25 protein-coding genes are annotated in these 15,511 nt (G+C 62.2%); 1 reads left to right on the top strand and 24 read right to left on the bottom strand.

From position 1 onward, the window contains the following. Positions 1–26: 26 nt before the first annotated feature. The 23 genes from rpsE to rpsL all read right to left on the bottom strand — a co-directional run bounded on the left by rpsE (position 27) and on the right by rpsL (position 13,194). Complete coding sequence (gene rpsE, locus ACCO56_RS13575; protein ID WP_433641284.1) at positions 27–593, bottom strand: 30S ribosomal protein S5; 567 nt, start codon at positions 591–593, stop codon at positions 27–29. A 77-nt stretch (positions 594–670) separates the two neighbouring features. Next, positions 671–1,030, bottom strand: coding sequence for a 50S ribosomal protein L18 (gene rplR, locus ACCO56_RS13580; RefSeq protein WP_433641285.1), 360 nt, complete (start codon positions 1,028–1,030; stop codon positions 671–673). A gap of 78 nt (positions 1,031–1,108) precedes the next feature. Further along, positions 1,109–1,642, bottom strand: a complete 534-nt coding sequence (rplF, locus tag ACCO56_RS13585; protein WP_433641286.1) for a 50S ribosomal protein L6 — start codon at positions 1,640–1,642, stop codon at positions 1,109–1,111. Between the two features lie 36 nt (positions 1,643–1,678). Beyond that, on the bottom strand, positions 1,679–2,077 hold the full coding sequence (gene rpsH, locus ACCO56_RS13590; protein ID WP_433641287.1) for a 30S ribosomal protein S8: 399 nt from the start codon (positions 2,075–2,077) through the stop codon (positions 1,679–1,681). A gap of 12 nt (positions 2,078–2,089) precedes the next feature. After that, complete coding sequence (rpsN, locus tag ACCO56_RS13595; protein ID WP_433641288.1) at positions 2,090–2,395, bottom strand: 30S ribosomal protein S14; 306 nt, start codon at positions 2,393–2,395, stop codon at positions 2,090–2,092. Between the two features lie 26 nt (positions 2,396–2,421). After that, positions 2,422–2,979, bottom strand: a complete 558-nt coding sequence (gene rplE / locus ACCO56_RS13600) for a 50S ribosomal protein L5 (protein WP_433641289.1) — start codon at positions 2,977–2,979, stop codon at positions 2,422–2,424. Further along, positions 2,972–3,286, bottom strand: coding sequence for a 50S ribosomal protein L24 (rplX, locus tag ACCO56_RS13605; RefSeq protein ID WP_433641290.1), 315 nt, complete (start codon positions 3,284–3,286; stop codon positions 2,972–2,974). Before rplX ends, rplE begins: the two co-directional genes overlap by 8 nt. 12 nt (positions 3,287–3,298) lie before the next feature. Beyond that, positions 3,299–3,667 (bottom strand): 50S ribosomal protein L14, encoded by a 369-nt coding sequence (gene rplN / locus ACCO56_RS13610; RefSeq protein ID WP_433641291.1) that lies wholly within the window; start codon positions 3,665–3,667, stop codon positions 3,299–3,301. Positions 3,668–3,727: 60 nt separating this feature from the next. Next, positions 3,728–3,970 carry a 30S ribosomal protein S17 gene (rpsQ, locus tag ACCO56_RS13615; protein ID WP_433641292.1) on the bottom strand — a complete coding sequence of 81 codons (243 nt, stop codon included), beginning with the start codon at positions 3,968–3,970 and terminating at the stop codon, positions 3,728–3,730. 11 nt (positions 3,971–3,981) lie between these two features. Further along, on the bottom strand, positions 3,982–4,182 hold the full coding sequence (rpmC, locus tag ACCO56_RS13620) for a 50S ribosomal protein L29 (RefSeq protein WP_433641293.1): 201 nt from the start codon (positions 4,180–4,182) through the stop codon (positions 3,982–3,984). A gap of 13 nt (positions 4,183–4,195) precedes the next feature. Next, positions 4,196–4,609, bottom strand: a complete 414-nt coding sequence (rplP, locus tag ACCO56_RS13625) for a 50S ribosomal protein L16 (RefSeq protein ID WP_433641294.1) — start codon at positions 4,607–4,609, stop codon at positions 4,196–4,198. A 30-nt stretch (positions 4,610–4,639) separates the two neighbouring features. Next, positions 4,640–5,362 (bottom strand): 30S ribosomal protein S3, encoded by a 723-nt coding sequence (gene rpsC / locus ACCO56_RS13630; protein ID WP_433641295.1) that lies wholly within the window; start codon positions 5,360–5,362, stop codon positions 4,640–4,642. Beyond that, positions 5,362–5,751: a 50S ribosomal protein L22 gene (gene rplV / locus ACCO56_RS13635; RefSeq protein WP_433641296.1), complete on the bottom strand. Its 390-nt coding sequence runs from the start codon at positions 5,749–5,751 to the stop codon at positions 5,362–5,364. Before rplV ends, rpsC begins: the two co-directional genes overlap by 1 nt. Positions 5,752–5,753: 2 nt before the next feature. After that, positions 5,754–6,032: a 30S ribosomal protein S19 gene (gene rpsS / locus ACCO56_RS13640; protein WP_433641297.1), complete on the bottom strand. Its 279-nt coding sequence runs from the start codon at positions 6,030–6,032 to the stop codon at positions 5,754–5,756. A gap of 16 nt (positions 6,033–6,048) precedes the next feature. Beyond that, positions 6,049–6,882, bottom strand: a complete 834-nt coding sequence (rplB, locus tag ACCO56_RS13645) for a 50S ribosomal protein L2 (protein ID WP_433641298.1) — start codon at positions 6,880–6,882, stop codon at positions 6,049–6,051. A 22-nt stretch (positions 6,883–6,904) separates the two neighbouring features. After that, positions 6,905–7,198 carry a 50S ribosomal protein L23 gene (locus tag ACCO56_RS13650; protein WP_433641299.1) on the bottom strand — a complete coding sequence of 98 codons (294 nt, stop codon included), beginning with the start codon at positions 7,196–7,198 and terminating at the stop codon, positions 6,905–6,907. Further along, on the bottom strand, positions 7,195–7,815 hold the full coding sequence (rplD, locus tag ACCO56_RS13655; protein WP_433641300.1) for a 50S ribosomal protein L4: 621 nt from the start codon (positions 7,813–7,815) through the stop codon (positions 7,195–7,197). The genes ACCO56_RS13650 and rplD overlap by 4 nt, the downstream gene beginning before the upstream one ends. Then, positions 7,816–8,529: a 50S ribosomal protein L3 gene (gene rplC / locus ACCO56_RS13660; RefSeq protein WP_433641301.1), complete on the bottom strand. Its 714-nt coding sequence runs from the start codon at positions 8,527–8,529 to the stop codon at positions 7,816–7,818. 20 nt (positions 8,530–8,549) lie between these two features. Then, positions 8,550–8,858, bottom strand: a complete 309-nt coding sequence (gene rpsJ, locus ACCO56_RS13665; RefSeq protein ID WP_007066362.1) for a 30S ribosomal protein S10 — start codon at positions 8,856–8,858, stop codon at positions 8,550–8,552. A 64-nt stretch (positions 8,859–8,922) separates the two neighbouring features. Then, positions 8,923–10,098 carry an elongation factor Tu gene (gene tuf, locus ACCO56_RS13670; RefSeq protein WP_433641302.1) on the bottom strand — a complete coding sequence of 392 codons (1,176 nt, stop codon included), beginning with the start codon at positions 10,096–10,098 and terminating at the stop codon, positions 8,923–8,925. Positions 10,099–10,161: 63 nt separating this feature from the next. After that, positions 10,162–12,252: an elongation factor G gene (gene fusA / locus ACCO56_RS13675; RefSeq protein WP_433641303.1), complete on the bottom strand. Its 2,091-nt coding sequence runs from the start codon at positions 12,250–12,252 to the stop codon at positions 10,162–10,164. Between the two features lie 35 nt (positions 12,253–12,287). Next, complete coding sequence (gene rpsG, locus ACCO56_RS13680; protein ID WP_433641304.1) at positions 12,288–12,758, bottom strand: 30S ribosomal protein S7; 471 nt, start codon at positions 12,756–12,758, stop codon at positions 12,288–12,290. A 64-nt stretch (positions 12,759–12,822) separates the two neighbouring features. Continuing rightward, positions 12,823–13,194: a 30S ribosomal protein S12 gene (gene rpsL, locus ACCO56_RS13685; protein WP_008837709.1), complete on the bottom strand. Its 372-nt coding sequence runs from the start codon at positions 13,192–13,194 to the stop codon at positions 12,823–12,825. A gap of 487 nt (positions 13,195–13,681) precedes the next feature. On the opposite strand from rpsL, the gene ACCO56_RS13690 reads away from it, so the two are divergent. After that, the gene (locus ACCO56_RS13690) at positions 13,682–13,963 is read left to right on the top strand and encodes a transcriptional regulator (protein WP_433641518.1); all 282 of its coding nucleotides are present in this window, start codon (positions 13,682–13,684) and stop codon (positions 13,961–13,963) included. On the opposite strand, the gene ACCO56_RS13695 is transcribed toward ACCO56_RS13690, so the two are convergent. Next, the gene (locus ACCO56_RS13695; RefSeq protein ID WP_433641305.1) at positions 13,964–15,388 is read right to left on the bottom strand and encodes an APC family permease; all 1,425 of its coding nucleotides are present in this window, start codon (positions 15,386–15,388) and stop codon (positions 13,964–13,966) included. Positions 15,389–15,511 lie beyond the last annotated feature (123 nt).

The following is a 15,511-nucleotide window of genomic DNA, read 5'->3' on the forward strand; positions in this document are numbered from 1 at the left end:
GGTCGTATTCCCTGATCAGCCGCAGACTATTCCTCGGCCACCGCAGCGCCGCGACGGGCCTGGAGCGTCGAGTACTTGATGCCGCGCTGAGCGGCAACGTCCTTGGGATGCAGCTGGCTCTTCAGCGCGTCGAACGTGGCCCGAACCATGTTGTAGGGGTTCGAGGAGCCCATCGACTTGGCGACGACGTCGTGCATGCCGAGCGTTTCGAAGACGGCGCGCATCGGGCCGCCCGCGATGATGCCGGTACCGGGCTTGGCGGCGCGCAGAAGCACCTTGCCCGCGCCCCAGCGGCCTTCGACGTCGTGATGCAGGGTACGGCCCGAACGCAGCGGCACGAAGATCATGTCGCGCTTGGCCGATTCGGTCGCCTTGCGGATCGCTTCCGGCACTTCGCGCGCCTTGCCGTGACCGAAACCGACGCGGCCCTTCTGATCGCCGACGACGACGAGCGCGGCAAAGCCGAAGCGCCGGCCGCCCTTCACCACCTTGGCGACCCGGTTGATGTGAACGAGCTTATCGACGAACTCGCTGTCGCGCTCTTCACGGTCGCGGCCGCGATCGCGACCACCGTCCCTACGTTCCTGTGCCATATCCTAGTCCTTGTTCTTTTCCGGAAGCACGGTTGGTTGAAATGCGGAGACCTCGTTCGGGGTCCCCGCGGTGAAAATCAGAAACTCAGGCCGGCTTCGCGAGCGGCTTCAGCGAGCGCCTTGACGCGGCCGTGATAGATATACGGCCCACGATCAAAGATGACCTCCTTGATGCCGGCCTTGACGGCGCGCTCGGCCAACAGCTTGCCGATGGCGGAAGCCGCCGCAGAGTCGGCGCCGGTCTTGAGCGAGCCCTTGAGATCCTTCTCGAGAGTCGAGGCGGCGACCAGCGTATGCCCCTTCGAATCGTCGATGATCTGAGCGTAGATGTTCTTCGACGAACGGTAGACCGAAAGGCGCGGGCGATCGCCGGCAACTTTCTTGAGCTGGCGCCGGACGCGCTGGGCGCGGCGCTGGGTGGATTCTTTCGAAGCCATTGTTCTTTCCTTGCCTGACAATCCGGGATGGCCATGTGCGGTAAGCCGGTCGGCTTCCCGCGACCATGCACCGCGGCGTTACTTCTTCTTGCCTTCCTTGCGGACGATCTTCTCGCCGGCATACCGCACGCCCTTGCCCTTGTAGGGCTCGGGACCGCGATATTTGCGGATCTCGGCAGCGACCTGCCCGACCTGCTGCTTGTCGATGCCGCTGACGACGATTTCCGTCGGCTTCGGCACGGCGATCGTGATGCCTTGCGGCGTCTCGTAGACGACGTCGTGGCTAAAGCCAAGCGCCAGCTGCAGATTTTTTCCCTGCATGGCGGCACGGTAACCGACGCCGGTGATCTCGAGGCGCCTCTCGAAGCCGTTCTGCACGCCCTCGAGGATGTTGACGATCTGCGTGCGCGACATGCCCCATTTGGAGCGGGCGTCCTTGGACTCGTCGCGCGGCTCGACGGAGATCTCGCCGTTGTCGAGCTTGACCAGAACCTCGTCGTTGACGACGAACTTCAACTCGCCCTTCGGGCCCTTCGCCGTCACGGTCTGGCCGGAGACGTTCGCGGTGACACCCTGCGGCACCGCCACGGGTTTTTTGCCAATACGAGACATGGTCTGTCCTCGTTCCTTCTTTTCTAGCCCGGCCGATCAGAAGATCTGGCAGAGGACTTCCCCGCCGACATTCTGCTCACGCGCTTCGTGATCCGTCATCACCCCCTTCGGCGTCGACAGGATGGAAATGCCGAGGCCATTGGCGACCTGGGGAATCGACTTGACCGACACATAAACGCGACGGCCCGGCTTGGAAACACGGGCGATCTCGCGGATCACCGGCTGGCCTTCGTAATACTTCAGCTCGATCTCGATTTCGGACTTGCCGTTCTCGAAATCGACCTGGCTGTAGTCACGGATGTAGCCTTCGGCCTTCATCACGTCGAGGACGCGGGCGCGCAGACGCGAGGCCGGCGTCGAGACCTTGGTCTTGCGACGGCCATAGGCGTTGCGGATACGGGTCAGCATATCGCCGAGAGGATCATTCATGGACATCTTCGGTCCTCCTTACCAGCTCGACTTCACCAGGCCCGGGATCAGGCCGTTGTTGCCCAGTTCACGCAATGCGACGCGCGACATCTTGAGCTTCCGGTAATAGGCGCGCGGACGGCCCGTCACCTCGCAGCGGTTGCGGATGCGCACCTTCGCAGAATTGCGCGGCAGAGCGGCAAGCTTAAGCTGAGCGCGGAAACGCTCCTCGATCGGCTTGCTCTGATCCATCACCGTTTCCTTGAGGGCCTTACGCTTCGCGGCGTAGCGGTCCACGAGCTTGCGGCGCCGGTTGTTCTTCTCGACTGAGCTGGTCTTTGCCATTTCAGATTCTTCCTTTTTCGCTGCCGTTACTGCCGGAAGGGGAAGTTGAAGGCCTTGAGCAGAGCCCGGGCCTCATCATCCGTCTTCGCAGTCGTACAAACGACGATGTCCATTCCCCAGATCTGGTCGACCTTGTCGTAGTTGATCTCGGGGAACACGATATGTTCCTTGATGCCCATGGCGTAGTTGCCACGGCCATCGAAGCTCTTCGGGTTCAGGCCGCGGAAGTCGCGAACGCGCGGCAGCGCGATGTTCACGAGGCGGTCGAGGAACTCGTACATGCGCTCCTTGCGAAGCGTCACCTTGGCGCCGATCGGCATGTTCTCGCGAACCTTGAAGCCGGCGATCGAGTTGCGCGCGCGGGTCACGACGGCCTTCTGGCCGGCGATCAGCGACAGGTCCTCGGCGGCGATGGTCGGCTTCTTGGAATCGCCCGTAGCCTCGCCCACGCCCATGTTGAGAACGATCTTGTCGATGCGGGGCACCTGCATCTCGTTCTGGTAGTTGAACTGCTCGAGAAGCGCCTTGCGGATAACCTCGTCGTACTGCTTCTTCAAGCGCGGCTGATACTGTGCCTTAGCCATTGATGACTTCTCCCGAGCGCTTCGCGACTCGAACCTTGGTGCCGTCCTGCTGGAGCTTGAAGCCGACGCGGGTCGGCTTGCCGTCCTTCGGGTCCACCAGCGCGATGTTCGACAGGTGGATCGGCGCTTCCTTCGTGATGATCCCGCCCTCTTGGGACTGGGTCTGCCTCTGGTGGCGGCGCACCTGGTTGACACCGCGGACAACCGCCTTGTCGTCCTTCGGAAGAACGCGCAGCACCTCGCCGGTGCGGCCCTTGTCCTTGCCGGTCAGCACGACGACTTTGTCGCCTTTGCGAATCTTCTGCATTTCTCCGGCTCCTTACAGCACTTCAGGCGCGAGCGAGATGATCTTCATGTGGTTCTTGGCGCGAAGCTCGCGCGGAACCGGCCCGAAGATACGGGTGCCGATCGGCTCTTTCTTGTTGTCGACGAGCACGGCGGCGTTGTTGTCGAAACGGATCACGCTGCCGTCGGCGCGGCGGATGTCCTTTGCCGTGCGCACCACAACCGCCTTCATCACGTCGCCCTTCTTCACGCGGCCGCGCGGAATAGCTTCCTTGATCGACACGACGATGATGTCGCCGACCGAGGCGTATTTGCGCTTCGAACCGCCGAGCACCTTGATGCACATGACACGACGCGCGCCGGAATTATCCGCCACGTCGAGGTTTGTTTGCATCTGAATCATGACTGGCCGCCTTCTTCTTCACGGGGAGTAGTCATCTCCCCGGCTTGTCCGAAAATTTCGTTACTGCGACGGGGCGTCGGTGATGACGACCCAGCGCTTGTCCCTCGAGATCGGCTTCGATTCCTGAATGGAAACCTGGTCGCCCACCTTGAAGGTGTTGTTCTCGTCATGCGCCTTATACTTTTTGGTCTGGCGCACGACCTTCTTCATCACGGGATGCATGAAGCGCCGTTCGATCTTGACGACGACCGTCTTCTCGTTCTTGTCGCTGACGACGACGCCCTGCAGAATGCGCTTTGGCATGGTCCTGTCCCTTAAGCCTTCTTGCCCGCCGACTTCTCGGCAGCGATGGTCTTGATGCGCGCGATGTCCCTGCGGACCTGCTTCACGCGTGCGGTCTTTTCGAGCTGGCCGGTCGCCTTCTGGAAGCGCAGGTTGAACTGCTCCTTCTTGAGGCTGGCCAGTTCGTCATTCAACTGGTCGGGGGTCTTCGCCCGGACGTCAGAGGCCTTCATGATCAGCCCTTCCCTATTCTGCGATGCGCTGGATGAAGCGCGTCTTGACCGAGAGCTTGGCCGCGCCGAGGCGCAGAGCCTCACGGGCGATCTCTTCCGAAACGCCGTCGATCTCGAACATGATGCGACCCGGCTTGACACGGCAGGCCCAATAGTCGATCGCGCCCTTGCCCTTACCCATACGAACTTCGGTCGGCTTCGAGGTCACCGGAACGTCCGGGAACACGCGAATCCAGACCCGGCCCTGACGCTTCATCTCGCGGGTGATCGCGCGGCGGGCCGCTTCGATCTCGCGCGCGGTGACCCGGTTCGGCTCCATCGCCTTCAGTCCAAAGCCGCCGAAATCCAGGTTGGTGCCGCCCTTGGCGGCGCCATGGATGCGTCCCTTGAACTGTTTGCGGAACTTTGTGCGCTTTGGCTGCAGCATCTTGCTTACTCCAAATTCTTAAGTTGCCGCTCAGGCGTTTTCGCGACGGCGGCTGCGTTCGCTGCGCTCGCCGGCATGGCTGTGGTCGCCTTCGGCCGCGCGGCGTTCCGAAGCCATCGGATCGTGCTCGAGGATCTCGCCCTTGAACACCCAAACCTTGACGCCGCAGATGCCGTAGGCGGTCTGCGCCTCGGCAGTTCCGTAGTCGACGTCGGCGCGCAACGTGTGCAGCGGCACGCGGCCTTCACGGTACCACTCCATACGGGCAATTTCGGCGCCGCCGAGACGACCCGAACAGTTGATGCGGATGCCCTCGGCCCCAAGACGCATTGCCGACTGAACGGCACGCTTCATGGCGCGGCGGAAGGCGATGCGGCGCTCGAGCTGCTGCGCGATCGACTGGGCGATGAGCGTCGCGTCGATCTCCGGCTTGCGCACCTCGACGATATTGAGATGCGTCTCGGACTTCGTCATCTCGGTCAGCTTCCTGCGAAGCTTCTCGATGTCGGCGCCCTTCTTGCCGATGATCAGACCCGGACGCGCCGCATGGATCGTTACGCGGCACTTCTTGTGCGGGCGCTCGATCACGATCTTGGAGATCGCAGCCTGCTTGAGCTCCTTCTTCAGGTACTCGCGGATCTTGATGTCTTCGTGCAGCAACTGGCCGTACTCGCCGGTGTTCGCGTACCAGCGCGAATCCCAGGTGCGGTTGATGCCGAGGCGGAGACCGATCGGATTGATTTTCTGGCCCATTATGCGGCCTCCCCTTTCTCTTCGACTTCGCGGACGACGATCGTCAAATTCGAGAACGGCTTCTCGATACGGCTCGCACGACCGCGGCCGCGGGCATGGAAGCGCTTCATGACGATCGACTTTCCGACAAAGGCCTCCGCGACAACCAGCGCGTCGACATCGAGGTCGTGGTTGTTTTCCGCGTTGGCGATCGCCGATTCCAGCGTCTTCCTTACCGTTCCGGCGATCCGCTTGCGCGAGAACTCCAGATCGGCGAGCGCGGTCGAAACCTTCTTGCCGCGGATCAGCGCCGCGACCAGGTTCAGCTTCTGCGGGCTGACGCGGATCGTGCGCAGGACGGCGCGCGCCTCGTTGTCAGCAAGCCTGCGCGGAGCTTTGGCCTTGCCCATCGTTACTTCCTCTTCGCCTTCTTGTCCGCCCCGTGACCGTAATAGGTGCGGGTGGGAGCGAATTCACCGAACTTGTGGCCGACCATGTCCTCGTTCACCGAGACCGGGACATGCTTCTGGCCGTTGTAGACACCAAAGGTGAGGCCGACGAACTGCGGCAGGATGGTGGAGCGGCGGCTCCACATCTTGATCACCTCATTGCGGCCACCCTCGCGAACCTTGTCTGCCTTCTTCAGAAGGTAGCCGTCGACAAAGGGGCCTTTCCAAATTGAACGAGTCACTTGGCGTTACCTCTTCTTAGCTCTTGCGCTGGTGGCGCGAGCGCACGATGAACTTGTCGGTCGCCTTGTTGGACCGCGTCTTCTTGCCCTTGGTCGGCTTGCCCCACGGAGTGACCGGATGGCGACCGCCGGAGGTGCGGCCTTCACCACCGCCATGCGGATGGTCGACCGGGTTCATGGTGACACCACGGTTGTGGGGGCGCTTGCCGCGCCAGCGGCTGCGGCCGGCCTTGCCGTCATTGATGTTGCCGTGGTCCGGATTGGACACGGCACCGACGGTGGCCAGGCATGATCCGTGAACCACGCGCTGCTCGCCGGAGTTCAGGCGCAGAATGGCCATGCCCTGGTCGCGACCGACGAGCTGGGCATAAGCACCGGCGGACCGGGCGATCTGCCCGCCCTTGCCGGGCTTCAGCTCGATATTGTGGATGATCGTGCCGACCGGCATGGAAGCCAGCGGCATGGCGTTGCCGGGCTTCACGTCGACCGCCTCGCCCGCCACCACCTGATCGCCGGCAGCGAGGCGCTGCGGCGCAAGGATGTAGCTCAGCTCGCCATCGGCATACTTGATCAGCGCGATGAACGCGGTCCGGTTCGGATCGTATTCGAGGCGCTCGACCGTGGCAGCCACGTCGAACTTGCGGCGCTTGAAGTCGATGATGCGATAGGCGCGCTTGTGACCACCGCCCTGGAAGCGGGCGGTGACGCGACCGTAGTTGTTGCGGCCGCCCGACGAGGTGAGCCCCTCGGTCAGCCCCTTGACCGGCTTGCCCTTGTAGAGGCCCGAGCGGTCGACGATGACCAACTGGCGGGTGCTCGGGGTGACCGGCTTGAATTTCTTGAGTGCCATGGTTCTATCCTCGCGCCTTCGATCAGAGGCCCGTGGCGACGTCGATCGACTGGCCATCGGCCAGCGTCACAATCGCCTTCTTCACGTCGCTCTGCTTGCCGATGGTGCCGCGGAAACGCTTCACCTTGCCCTTGCGGACGAGCGTATTGACGGCCGTCACCTTGACGCCGAACAGCGCCTCGACAGCGGCCTTGATTTCCGGCTTCGACGCCTTCTTGGCGACGTTGAAGACGACCTGGTTCTGCTCGGAAGCCATGGTCGACTTTTCGGTGATGGCCGGGCTGACGATCACGTCGTAATGCCGAAGGTCCGTCATTTGAAGCGCTCCTCGAGTGCCTCGACGGCGGCCTTGGAAAGGACCAGCGTGCCGCGGCGCAGAATGTCGTAGACGTTGATGCCCTGGATCGGCAGCACGTCGATATTGGGGATGTTGGTCGCCGCGAGCTTGAAGTTCTGGTCGAGCTCGGCACCGCCGATGACCAGGGCGTTGGTCAGGCCAAGCGTCGCGAAATTCGCGACGAGCGCCTTGGTCTTGGCTTCGCCGAGCTTCAGCTCGTCGATGATGATCAGGTTCGAGGCCTTCGCCTTGGCCGACAGCGCATGCTTCAAGCCCAGGGCACGGACCTTCTTGGGCAGGTCATGCTCGTGGCTGCGCGCCACCGGGCCATGAGCCTTGCCGCCGCCACGGAACTGCGGAGCACGAGCCGAAGAGTGACGAGCGCGGCCCGTCCCCTTCTGCTTGTACATCTTGGCGCCGGTGCGGGCGATATCCGCGCGGCCCTTCGACTGATGCGTGCCCTGCTGCTTCTTGGCGAGCTGCCAGCGGACGACGCGCTGCAGGATGTCTTCGCGCGGCTCGAGGCCGAAGATCTCTTCCGAGAGCTTCACCTTGCCGGCGTCCTGGCCGCCGAGAGTGGTGATCTTGATGTCCATTTATTCCGCTCCCTCTTTGGCCGGAGCTTCGCTCTTCTGTGCGGCGCGGAAGGCGGCCGGCTTCGGCGCATTTTCCGGCAGCTTCGCCTTGACTGCGTCACGGACGAGGATCCAGGCGCCCTTGGTGCCCGGAACCGCGCCGCGGATCAGGATGAGGCCGCGGTCAGTGTCGGTCGACACGACCTCGACATTCTGCGTGGTCACCCGGGTCGCACCCATGTGGCCAGCCATCTTCTTGCCCTTGAAGACCTTCCCCGGATCCTGGCGCTGACCGGTCGAGCCATGCACGCGATGCGATAGCGAGTTGCCGTGCGTCGCGCGGCCGCCACCGAAATTGTGGCGCTTCATGACACCCTGAAAGCCCTTACCCGTCGAAGTGCCCGTCACGTCGACCTTCTGACCGGCCACGAAGTGGTCGGCCGTGATCTCGGCGCCGACATCCAGCAGGTTGTCGGGGGAAACGCGGAATTCCGCGAGCTTGGCCTTCGGCTCGACCGAGGCCGTCGCAAAGTGGCCGCGCATGGCCTTCGACGTGTTCTTGACCTTGGCGAGGCCGACGCCCAGCTGAACGGCCGTGTAGCCGTTCTTCTCCTGGGTGCGCTGCGCCACGACCTGGCAGTTCTCCATGCGGAGAACGGTGACCGGGATATGTTCGCCGGCGTCGTTGTAGACGCGCGTCATCCCGACTTTCTGTGCGATTACACCTGAACGCATGGGTTCATCCTTCCCGCGCCTTAGAGCTTGATCTCGACGTCCACACCCGCGGCGAGGTCGAGCTTCATCAGAGCATCGACGGTCTGCGGCGTGGGGTCGACGATGTCGAGCAAGCGCTTGTGCGTGCGCATTTCGAACTGTTCGCGGCTCTTCTTGTCGATGTGCGGCGAGCGGTTGACCGTGAACTTTTCAATCCGCGTCGGCAGCGGAATGGGGCCGCGGACGTTCGCGCCCGTGCGCTTGGCGGTCGACACGATTTCCCGCGTCGAGGCATCGAGCACCCGGTGATCGAACGCTTTGAGGCGAATGCGGATATTCTGTCCGTTCATGCGTCTATTCCTTGTTCTGCCGCGGCGCGGGCCTTGCCGCGCCCGCGTCAGATCGTTTCTTCGATTATTCCGTGATGCTGACGACGATGCCTGCGCCGACGGTGCGACCGCCTTCGCGGATGGCGAAGCGGAGCTTCTCCTCCATGGCGATCGGCACGATCAGCTCGACATCGACGGTGATGTTGTCGCCCGGCATCACCATCTCGGTGCCTTCCGGCAGCTTGACCACGCCGGTCACGTCCGTCGTGCGGAAGTAGAACTGCGGACGGTAGTTGGTGAAGAACGGCGTGTGACGGCCGCCCTCGTCCTTGGTCAGGATGTAGGCCTCGGCCTTGAACTTGGTGTGCGGCGTCACCGAGCCGGGCTTGCACAGCACCTGGCCGCGCTCGACGCCCTCGCGGTCGATGCCGCGCAGCAGCGCGCCGATGTTGTCGCCCGCCTGGCCCTGGTCGAGCAGCTTGCGGAACATCTCCACGCCCGTCACCGTCGTCGACGTCGTCGGACGGATGCCGACGATCTCAACCGTCTCGCCGACCTTGACGATGCCACGCTCGACGCGGCCCGTCACCACCGTGCCGCGGCCCGAGATCGAGAACACGTCCTCGATCGGCATCAGGAACGGCTGGTTGACCGGACGCTCCGGCGTCGGGATGTAGCGGTCGACCTCTTCCATCAGCTTGCGGATCGCGTCCTCGCCGATCTCCTTGTTGGAGTCTTCCAGCGCGGCAAGCGCCGAGCCCTTGACGATCGGAATGTCGTCGCCCGGGAACTCGTTCTTCGACAGAAGCTCGCGCACCTCGAGCTCGACAAGCTCGAGAAGCTCGGCGTCGTCGACCTGGTCGACCTTGTTCAGGAACACCACGATCGAGGGAACACCAACCTGGCGCGCCAGAAGAATGTGCTCGCGCGTCTGCGGCATCGGACCGTCGGCCGCCGAAACCACCAGGATCGCGCCGTCCATCTGCGCCGCTCCCGTGATCATGTTCTTCACATAGTCGGCGTGGCCGGGGCAGTCGACATGCGCATAGTGACGGTTCGGCGTCTCGTATTCGACATGCGCCGTCGAAATCGTGATGCCACGCGCCTTCTCTTCCGGCGCCGCGTCAATCTGGTCATACGGCTTGAACTCGCCGAAGAACTTCGTGATCGCCGCCGTCAGCGACGTCTTCCCGTGGTCGACGTGACCGATCGTCCCGATGTTCACATGAGGCTTCGTACGCTCGAATTTACCTTTGGCCATGTGAGGTCTCCATTCCTGTCAGCCCGTTGGGGCGTTAATTAATGTTACAGCGTAAACAGCAGCTTACGCGTATTTCTTCTGGACTTCCTGAGCGACCGCGGTCGGAACCGGCTCGTAGTGGTCGAACTGCATCGTGTACTGGGCGCGACCCTGCGACATCGAGCGGAGGCTATCCACGTACTTGAACATGTTGGCCAGCGGGACCATGGCGTTGACCACGACGGCGACGCCGCGGGCTTCCTGGCCCTGGATCTGGCCGCGACGGCTGTTCAGGTCGCCGATGACGTTGCCGACATAATCCTCAGGCGTGACGACCTCGACCTTCATGATCGGCTCGAGCAACTGCACGCCAAGCTTCGGAGCGGCTTCGCGGATACAGGCGCGGGCAGCGATTTCGAAGGCCAGCACGGAGGAGTCCACGTCGTGGTAGGCACCGTCGACAAGCGTCGCCTTCACGCCAATCATCGGGAAGCCGGCGAACGGACCGGACGACAGAACGCTGCGCAGCCCCTTTTCGACACCGGGAATGTATTCCTTCGGGACGGCACCACCGACGATCTTGGATTCGAAAATGAAATCCTCGCCCTCGGGGTTCGGCTCGAAAACGATCTTGACGCGGGCGAACTGACCCGTGCCACCCGTCTGCTTCTTGTGCGTGTAGTCCTGCTCGTGGGTGCGCGTGATCGTCTCACGATACGCGACCTGCGGCGCGCCCACATTCGCCTCGACCTTGAACTCACGCTTCATGCGGTCGACGATAATGTCGAGGTGCAGTTCGCCCATGCCGGCGATGATGGTCTGACCGGTTTCCTCATCCGACTTGACGCGGAAGGACGGATCCTCGGCCGCCAAGCGGTTGAGCGCGAGGCCCATCTTTTCCTGGTCGCCCTTGGTCTTCGGCTCGATGGCGATCTGGATGACCGGCTCCGGGAATTCCATGCGCTCGAGGATGACGGGCTTCGCCGGATCGCAGAGCGTGTCGCCGGTGGTCGTCTCCTTGAGGCCGGCCAGCGCGACGATGTCGCCCGCGAAAGCCTCTTCGATGTCGGCACGCGAGTTCGAGTGCATCTGCAGCATGCGGCCGATGCGCTCTTTCTTGCCCTTCACCGTGTTCTCGAGCGCAACACCCTTGGCGAGCTTGCCGGAATAGATGCGGCAGAAAGTAAGCGAACCGACGAACGGATCGTTCATGATCTTGAAGGCCAGCATCGACAGCGGCTCGTCGTCAGACGAGTGACGCTCGACCTCGGCTTCCGTCTTGGGATCGATGCCCTTGATCGCCGGAACTTCGACGGGCGATGGCAGGAAGTCCACGACGGCGTCAAGAAGCGGCTGCACGCCCTTGTTCTTGAACGCAGTGCCGCAATAGACCGGGTGGAACTTCACCTCGATCGTGCCCTTGCGGATCAGTTCGCGTATCTTGTCGTTGTCCGGCAGGTTGCCTTCGAGATAGGCTTCCATGGCGGCTTCGTCCATCTCGACAGCCGTCTCGATGAGCTTCTCGCGATACTCTTCCGCTTTCGCCTTCAGGTCCGCCGGAATTTCGACGACGTCCCATTGCGCGCCGAGCGACTCGTCGCGCCAGATAAGGGCCTTCATCTCGATAAGATCGACAACGCCCTTGAAATCGCTCTCAGCACCGATCGGCAACTGCATGGCGACCGGAATCGCACCGAGTCGCGACTTGATCATCTCGAGACAGCGGTAGAAGTCGGCGCCGATCTTGTCCATCTTGTTGCAGAAGACCATGCGCGGAACATGATACTTCTCAGCCTGACGCCAGACGGTCTCCGTCTGCGGCTCGACGCCTGCATTTGAATCGAGCAGCGCGATAGCACCATCCAGCACGCGCAAAGAACGCTCGACTTCGATGGTGAAGTCGACGTGGCCGGGAGTATCGATGATGTTGAAGCGACGCCGCTTTCCGTCACGCCCCTGCCAGAACGTCGTCGTAGCGGCAGACGTAATCGTAATCCCGCGTTCTTGCTCCTGCTCCATCCAGTCCATGGTCGAGGCGCCATCGTGCGTCTCACCCATCTTGTGGCTCTTGCCCGTGTAATAGAGGATACGCTCGGTCGTCGTCGTCTTGCCGGCATCGATGTGAGCCATGATGCCGAAATTACGGTAGTCTTCGATCTTATATTCGCGGGCCATGGGAGGTGCCTTTCGCTTTCTGCTGCTCGCGCTGACTACCAGCGATAGTGCGCGAATGCGCGGTTGGCTTCCGCCATCTTATGAGTGTCTTCGCGCTTCTTTACGGCGGTGCCGCGGTTGTTGGCGGCATCCAGAAGCTCGCCGGAAAGCCGGTCGATCATCGTGGTTTCGTTGCGGTTGCGCGCAGCCGTGATCAGCCACCGGATCGCCAGGGCCTGACGACGCTCAGGACGAACATCGACCGGAACCTGGTAGGTGGCGCCGCCGACACGACGCGAGCGGACTTCCACATGCGGCGCGACATTGTCGAGCGCCTGATGGAAAACAGCCACCGGCTCCTGCTTGGTCTTCGCCTGAACCTGATCCAGCGCGCCATAGACGATCGACTCGGCGATCGACTTCTTGCCGTCATACATGACGGCATTCATGAACTTGGTGACAACCAGATCACCGAACTTCGGATCCGGATTGATCTCGCGCTTCTCTGCACTGTGACGTCGGGACATGTTTCTCGTCTCTCGCTATCGACGGCCTGGCGCAGCACAAAAAAGCGCCAAAGCCGGGGAACCCTTACTTCGGACGCTTGGCACCGTACTTCGAACGGCGCTGCTTGCGGTTCTTCACTCCCTGGGTGTCGAGCACGCCACGGATGATGTGATAGCGCACACCAGGAAGATCCTTCACACGACCGCCGCGGATCATGACAACGGAGTGCTCCTGAAGGTTATGGCCTTCGCCGGGAATGTAGCCGATCACTTCGAAGCCATTGGTGAGGCGGATCTTCGCCACCTTGCGAAGCGCGGAGTTCGGCTTCTTCGGCGTCGTCGTGTAGACGCGCGTGCAAACGCCCCGCTTCTGCGGGTTGGCCTGCATGGCCGGAACCTTGTTGCGCTTCACCGGCGCTATGCGCGGCTTGCGGATCAGCTGGTTTACGGTAGGCATTAAACCTTCCTCTTGTCTCTCAATCTCGTGTCGCACGCCCTTGTTGGGGCCGTCTCAAGCTGTTTTCCATACGCAAATTCGGGCCGAAACCGCTCTCTCGCGGTCTTGCCCGAACAAAAAGCAGAGGAAGCGGAAGCCGCTTCTTGCGCGCCGGAAATGTCTTTCGCTCGTAAAACGAACCCTGTTTGAGGCCAACTCCAGCGCGCGACGCCCCGGAAAGGCAAGCCTCACATCGGCTCAGATGCGGCGGGTCATACTCGCAACGCCCCATTCCGTCAACCCCGCAGCGCCAAATATAGCGCGGAAAAACCGACGGGCCGGCTTCGATGAAGGTGCAGGAAATTTTCTTTCGCTATTTCGCGCGAAGGGCAACAGAATATGTCTCGCGAGAGGCTGTTGCCGGCACGTCGTCCTGACAGAATCGCCACAAATCGTTTCGAATCTTCTAAGCAGCTCGAGAAGGACAAGAATCATGAGTATCTCCGGCATGAACGACAACGAAAACCGCCCCGTCACAATCATCACGGGTCGCGTCTGGAGGCGGAAAGGCGGCAAGCCGGAGGGGGTGCATGTGCTACTCGTCGCCCCGGACGATGATTCCGCCGTTCGCATGGCGCTGGATGCCCTATCGCGGGAAGGTTACGCTGAAGCCGAGTTCGACCAGATCGGCGACCTTGACGGCGTGCCCGACGACGAGCCCCACCTCTCCGCCTACCAGGGCGCAATCGAGGGCGAGGTCTCGATCGTCACCTTCAACGCTCCCGACTGATCAGTTTATAGGTCCGGATCCGCCGATTTCTGCCATCTCGGGTTCCGACGGCCGCACGCCCGTCGCCCGATTGATAAGGACGGTGACGAACCACAACACGATGCCGATCCCGATGAGAACGCCGGCGATCTTGTACTGCACAGGATCCCGGCCCGTCCACGGCCCGGCGAGGAAGGCGCAGCAAACCGCGCCTACCAGCGGAAGGATCGTCGGCGCCCTGAAGTGACTGTGGGCCACAGTATCCTTGCGCAGCACGAGCACGGCCACGTTGACTATGGTGAAGACGCAGAGCAGCAGCAACGCGGTCGTGCCACCCAGGGCGGGGACCTCGCCGACAAAGGTGATCAGGGCAAATGCCAGCAGGCTCGTGAAGCCGATAGCGATGTAGGGTGTCCGGCGCGAAGGGTGAACTTTCCCCAGCACTGCCGGGAGCACGTGTTCCCGGCTCATGCCATACACGAGCCGGCTGGCCATCAGCATGTTGATCAGCGCGGTATTGGCCACGGCGAACATGGTGATGAAGCCGAAGATCGCGACCGGGAAGTTTGGCGCGCCCGCCTCCACGACCTTGAGCAAGGGCGTCTCCCCCTCCGCCAGCTCGGCGGGCGGGACAAGCGTGATCGCCGAGATGGAGACGAGGACATAGATCACGGCGGTGAACAGCAGCCCCGCCAGCAGGACCTTTGGGAAGATACGCGTGGGCTCCTTGCTCTCCTCCGCCATGTTGACGGCATCCTCGAAGCCGACCATCGCGAAAAAGGCAAGTGTCGTCGCAGCGATCACCGACCAGAACGCGCCACTGTCGGCGGATGCGGAGAATTGCATGACACGCGACACGTCGCCCTGACCGCCGAAGATTGCCGAGAGGCCGATGAAGATGATGATCAGAAGACCGGTCAGCTCGACACAGGTGAGCACCACATTGGTCTTCACGCTTTCACCCACGCCGCGTAAGTTGATGGCGGCCACGATCGCCATAAACGCCAAACCTATGAGCGTGATGCCGAAGGTGCCGGAAAGTCCAAGATTGAAGGCGCTCGACATGTTTGCCGCGAAGGCGCGCGACGCCGTCGACGCGGACGTTATGCCCGAGCACATCACGGCAAAAGCCACGATGAACGTCACGAAATGGATGCCGAATGCCTTGTGGGCGTAAAGGGCTGCCCCTGCCGCGCGGGGATATTTCGTGACCAGTTCCAGATAGCTGAAAGCCGTGATGAGCGCGACCACGAAAGCCACGAGGAACGGGAGCCAGACCACGCCGCCCACTTGCTTCGCGACCTGCCCGGTGAGCGCATAGATGCCCGTGCCTAGTATGTCGCCGACGATGAAGAGCAGCAGAAGCCAGGGACCTATGACCCTGTGCAGGCTGGGCTCGGCTTTCGCCGTCGCTTCGGAGGAATTGGTAGGGGCAGCTTCCGGCATGTCGGTATCCTCCAACGCAGGCAAACCATGCCCCCCGAGACAAGACTATTTCGCAGTGAGAATAGTCTGTCAAACGCGGTAGCCAGCCGCCCCCTTCACACCCATGGCGAGCATACCCCGGCC

This window comes from Mesorhizobium sp. 1B3 (assembly GCF_050958605.1).
Taxonomy (GTDB): domain Bacteria; phylum Pseudomonadota; class Alphaproteobacteria; order Rhizobiales; family Rhizobiaceae.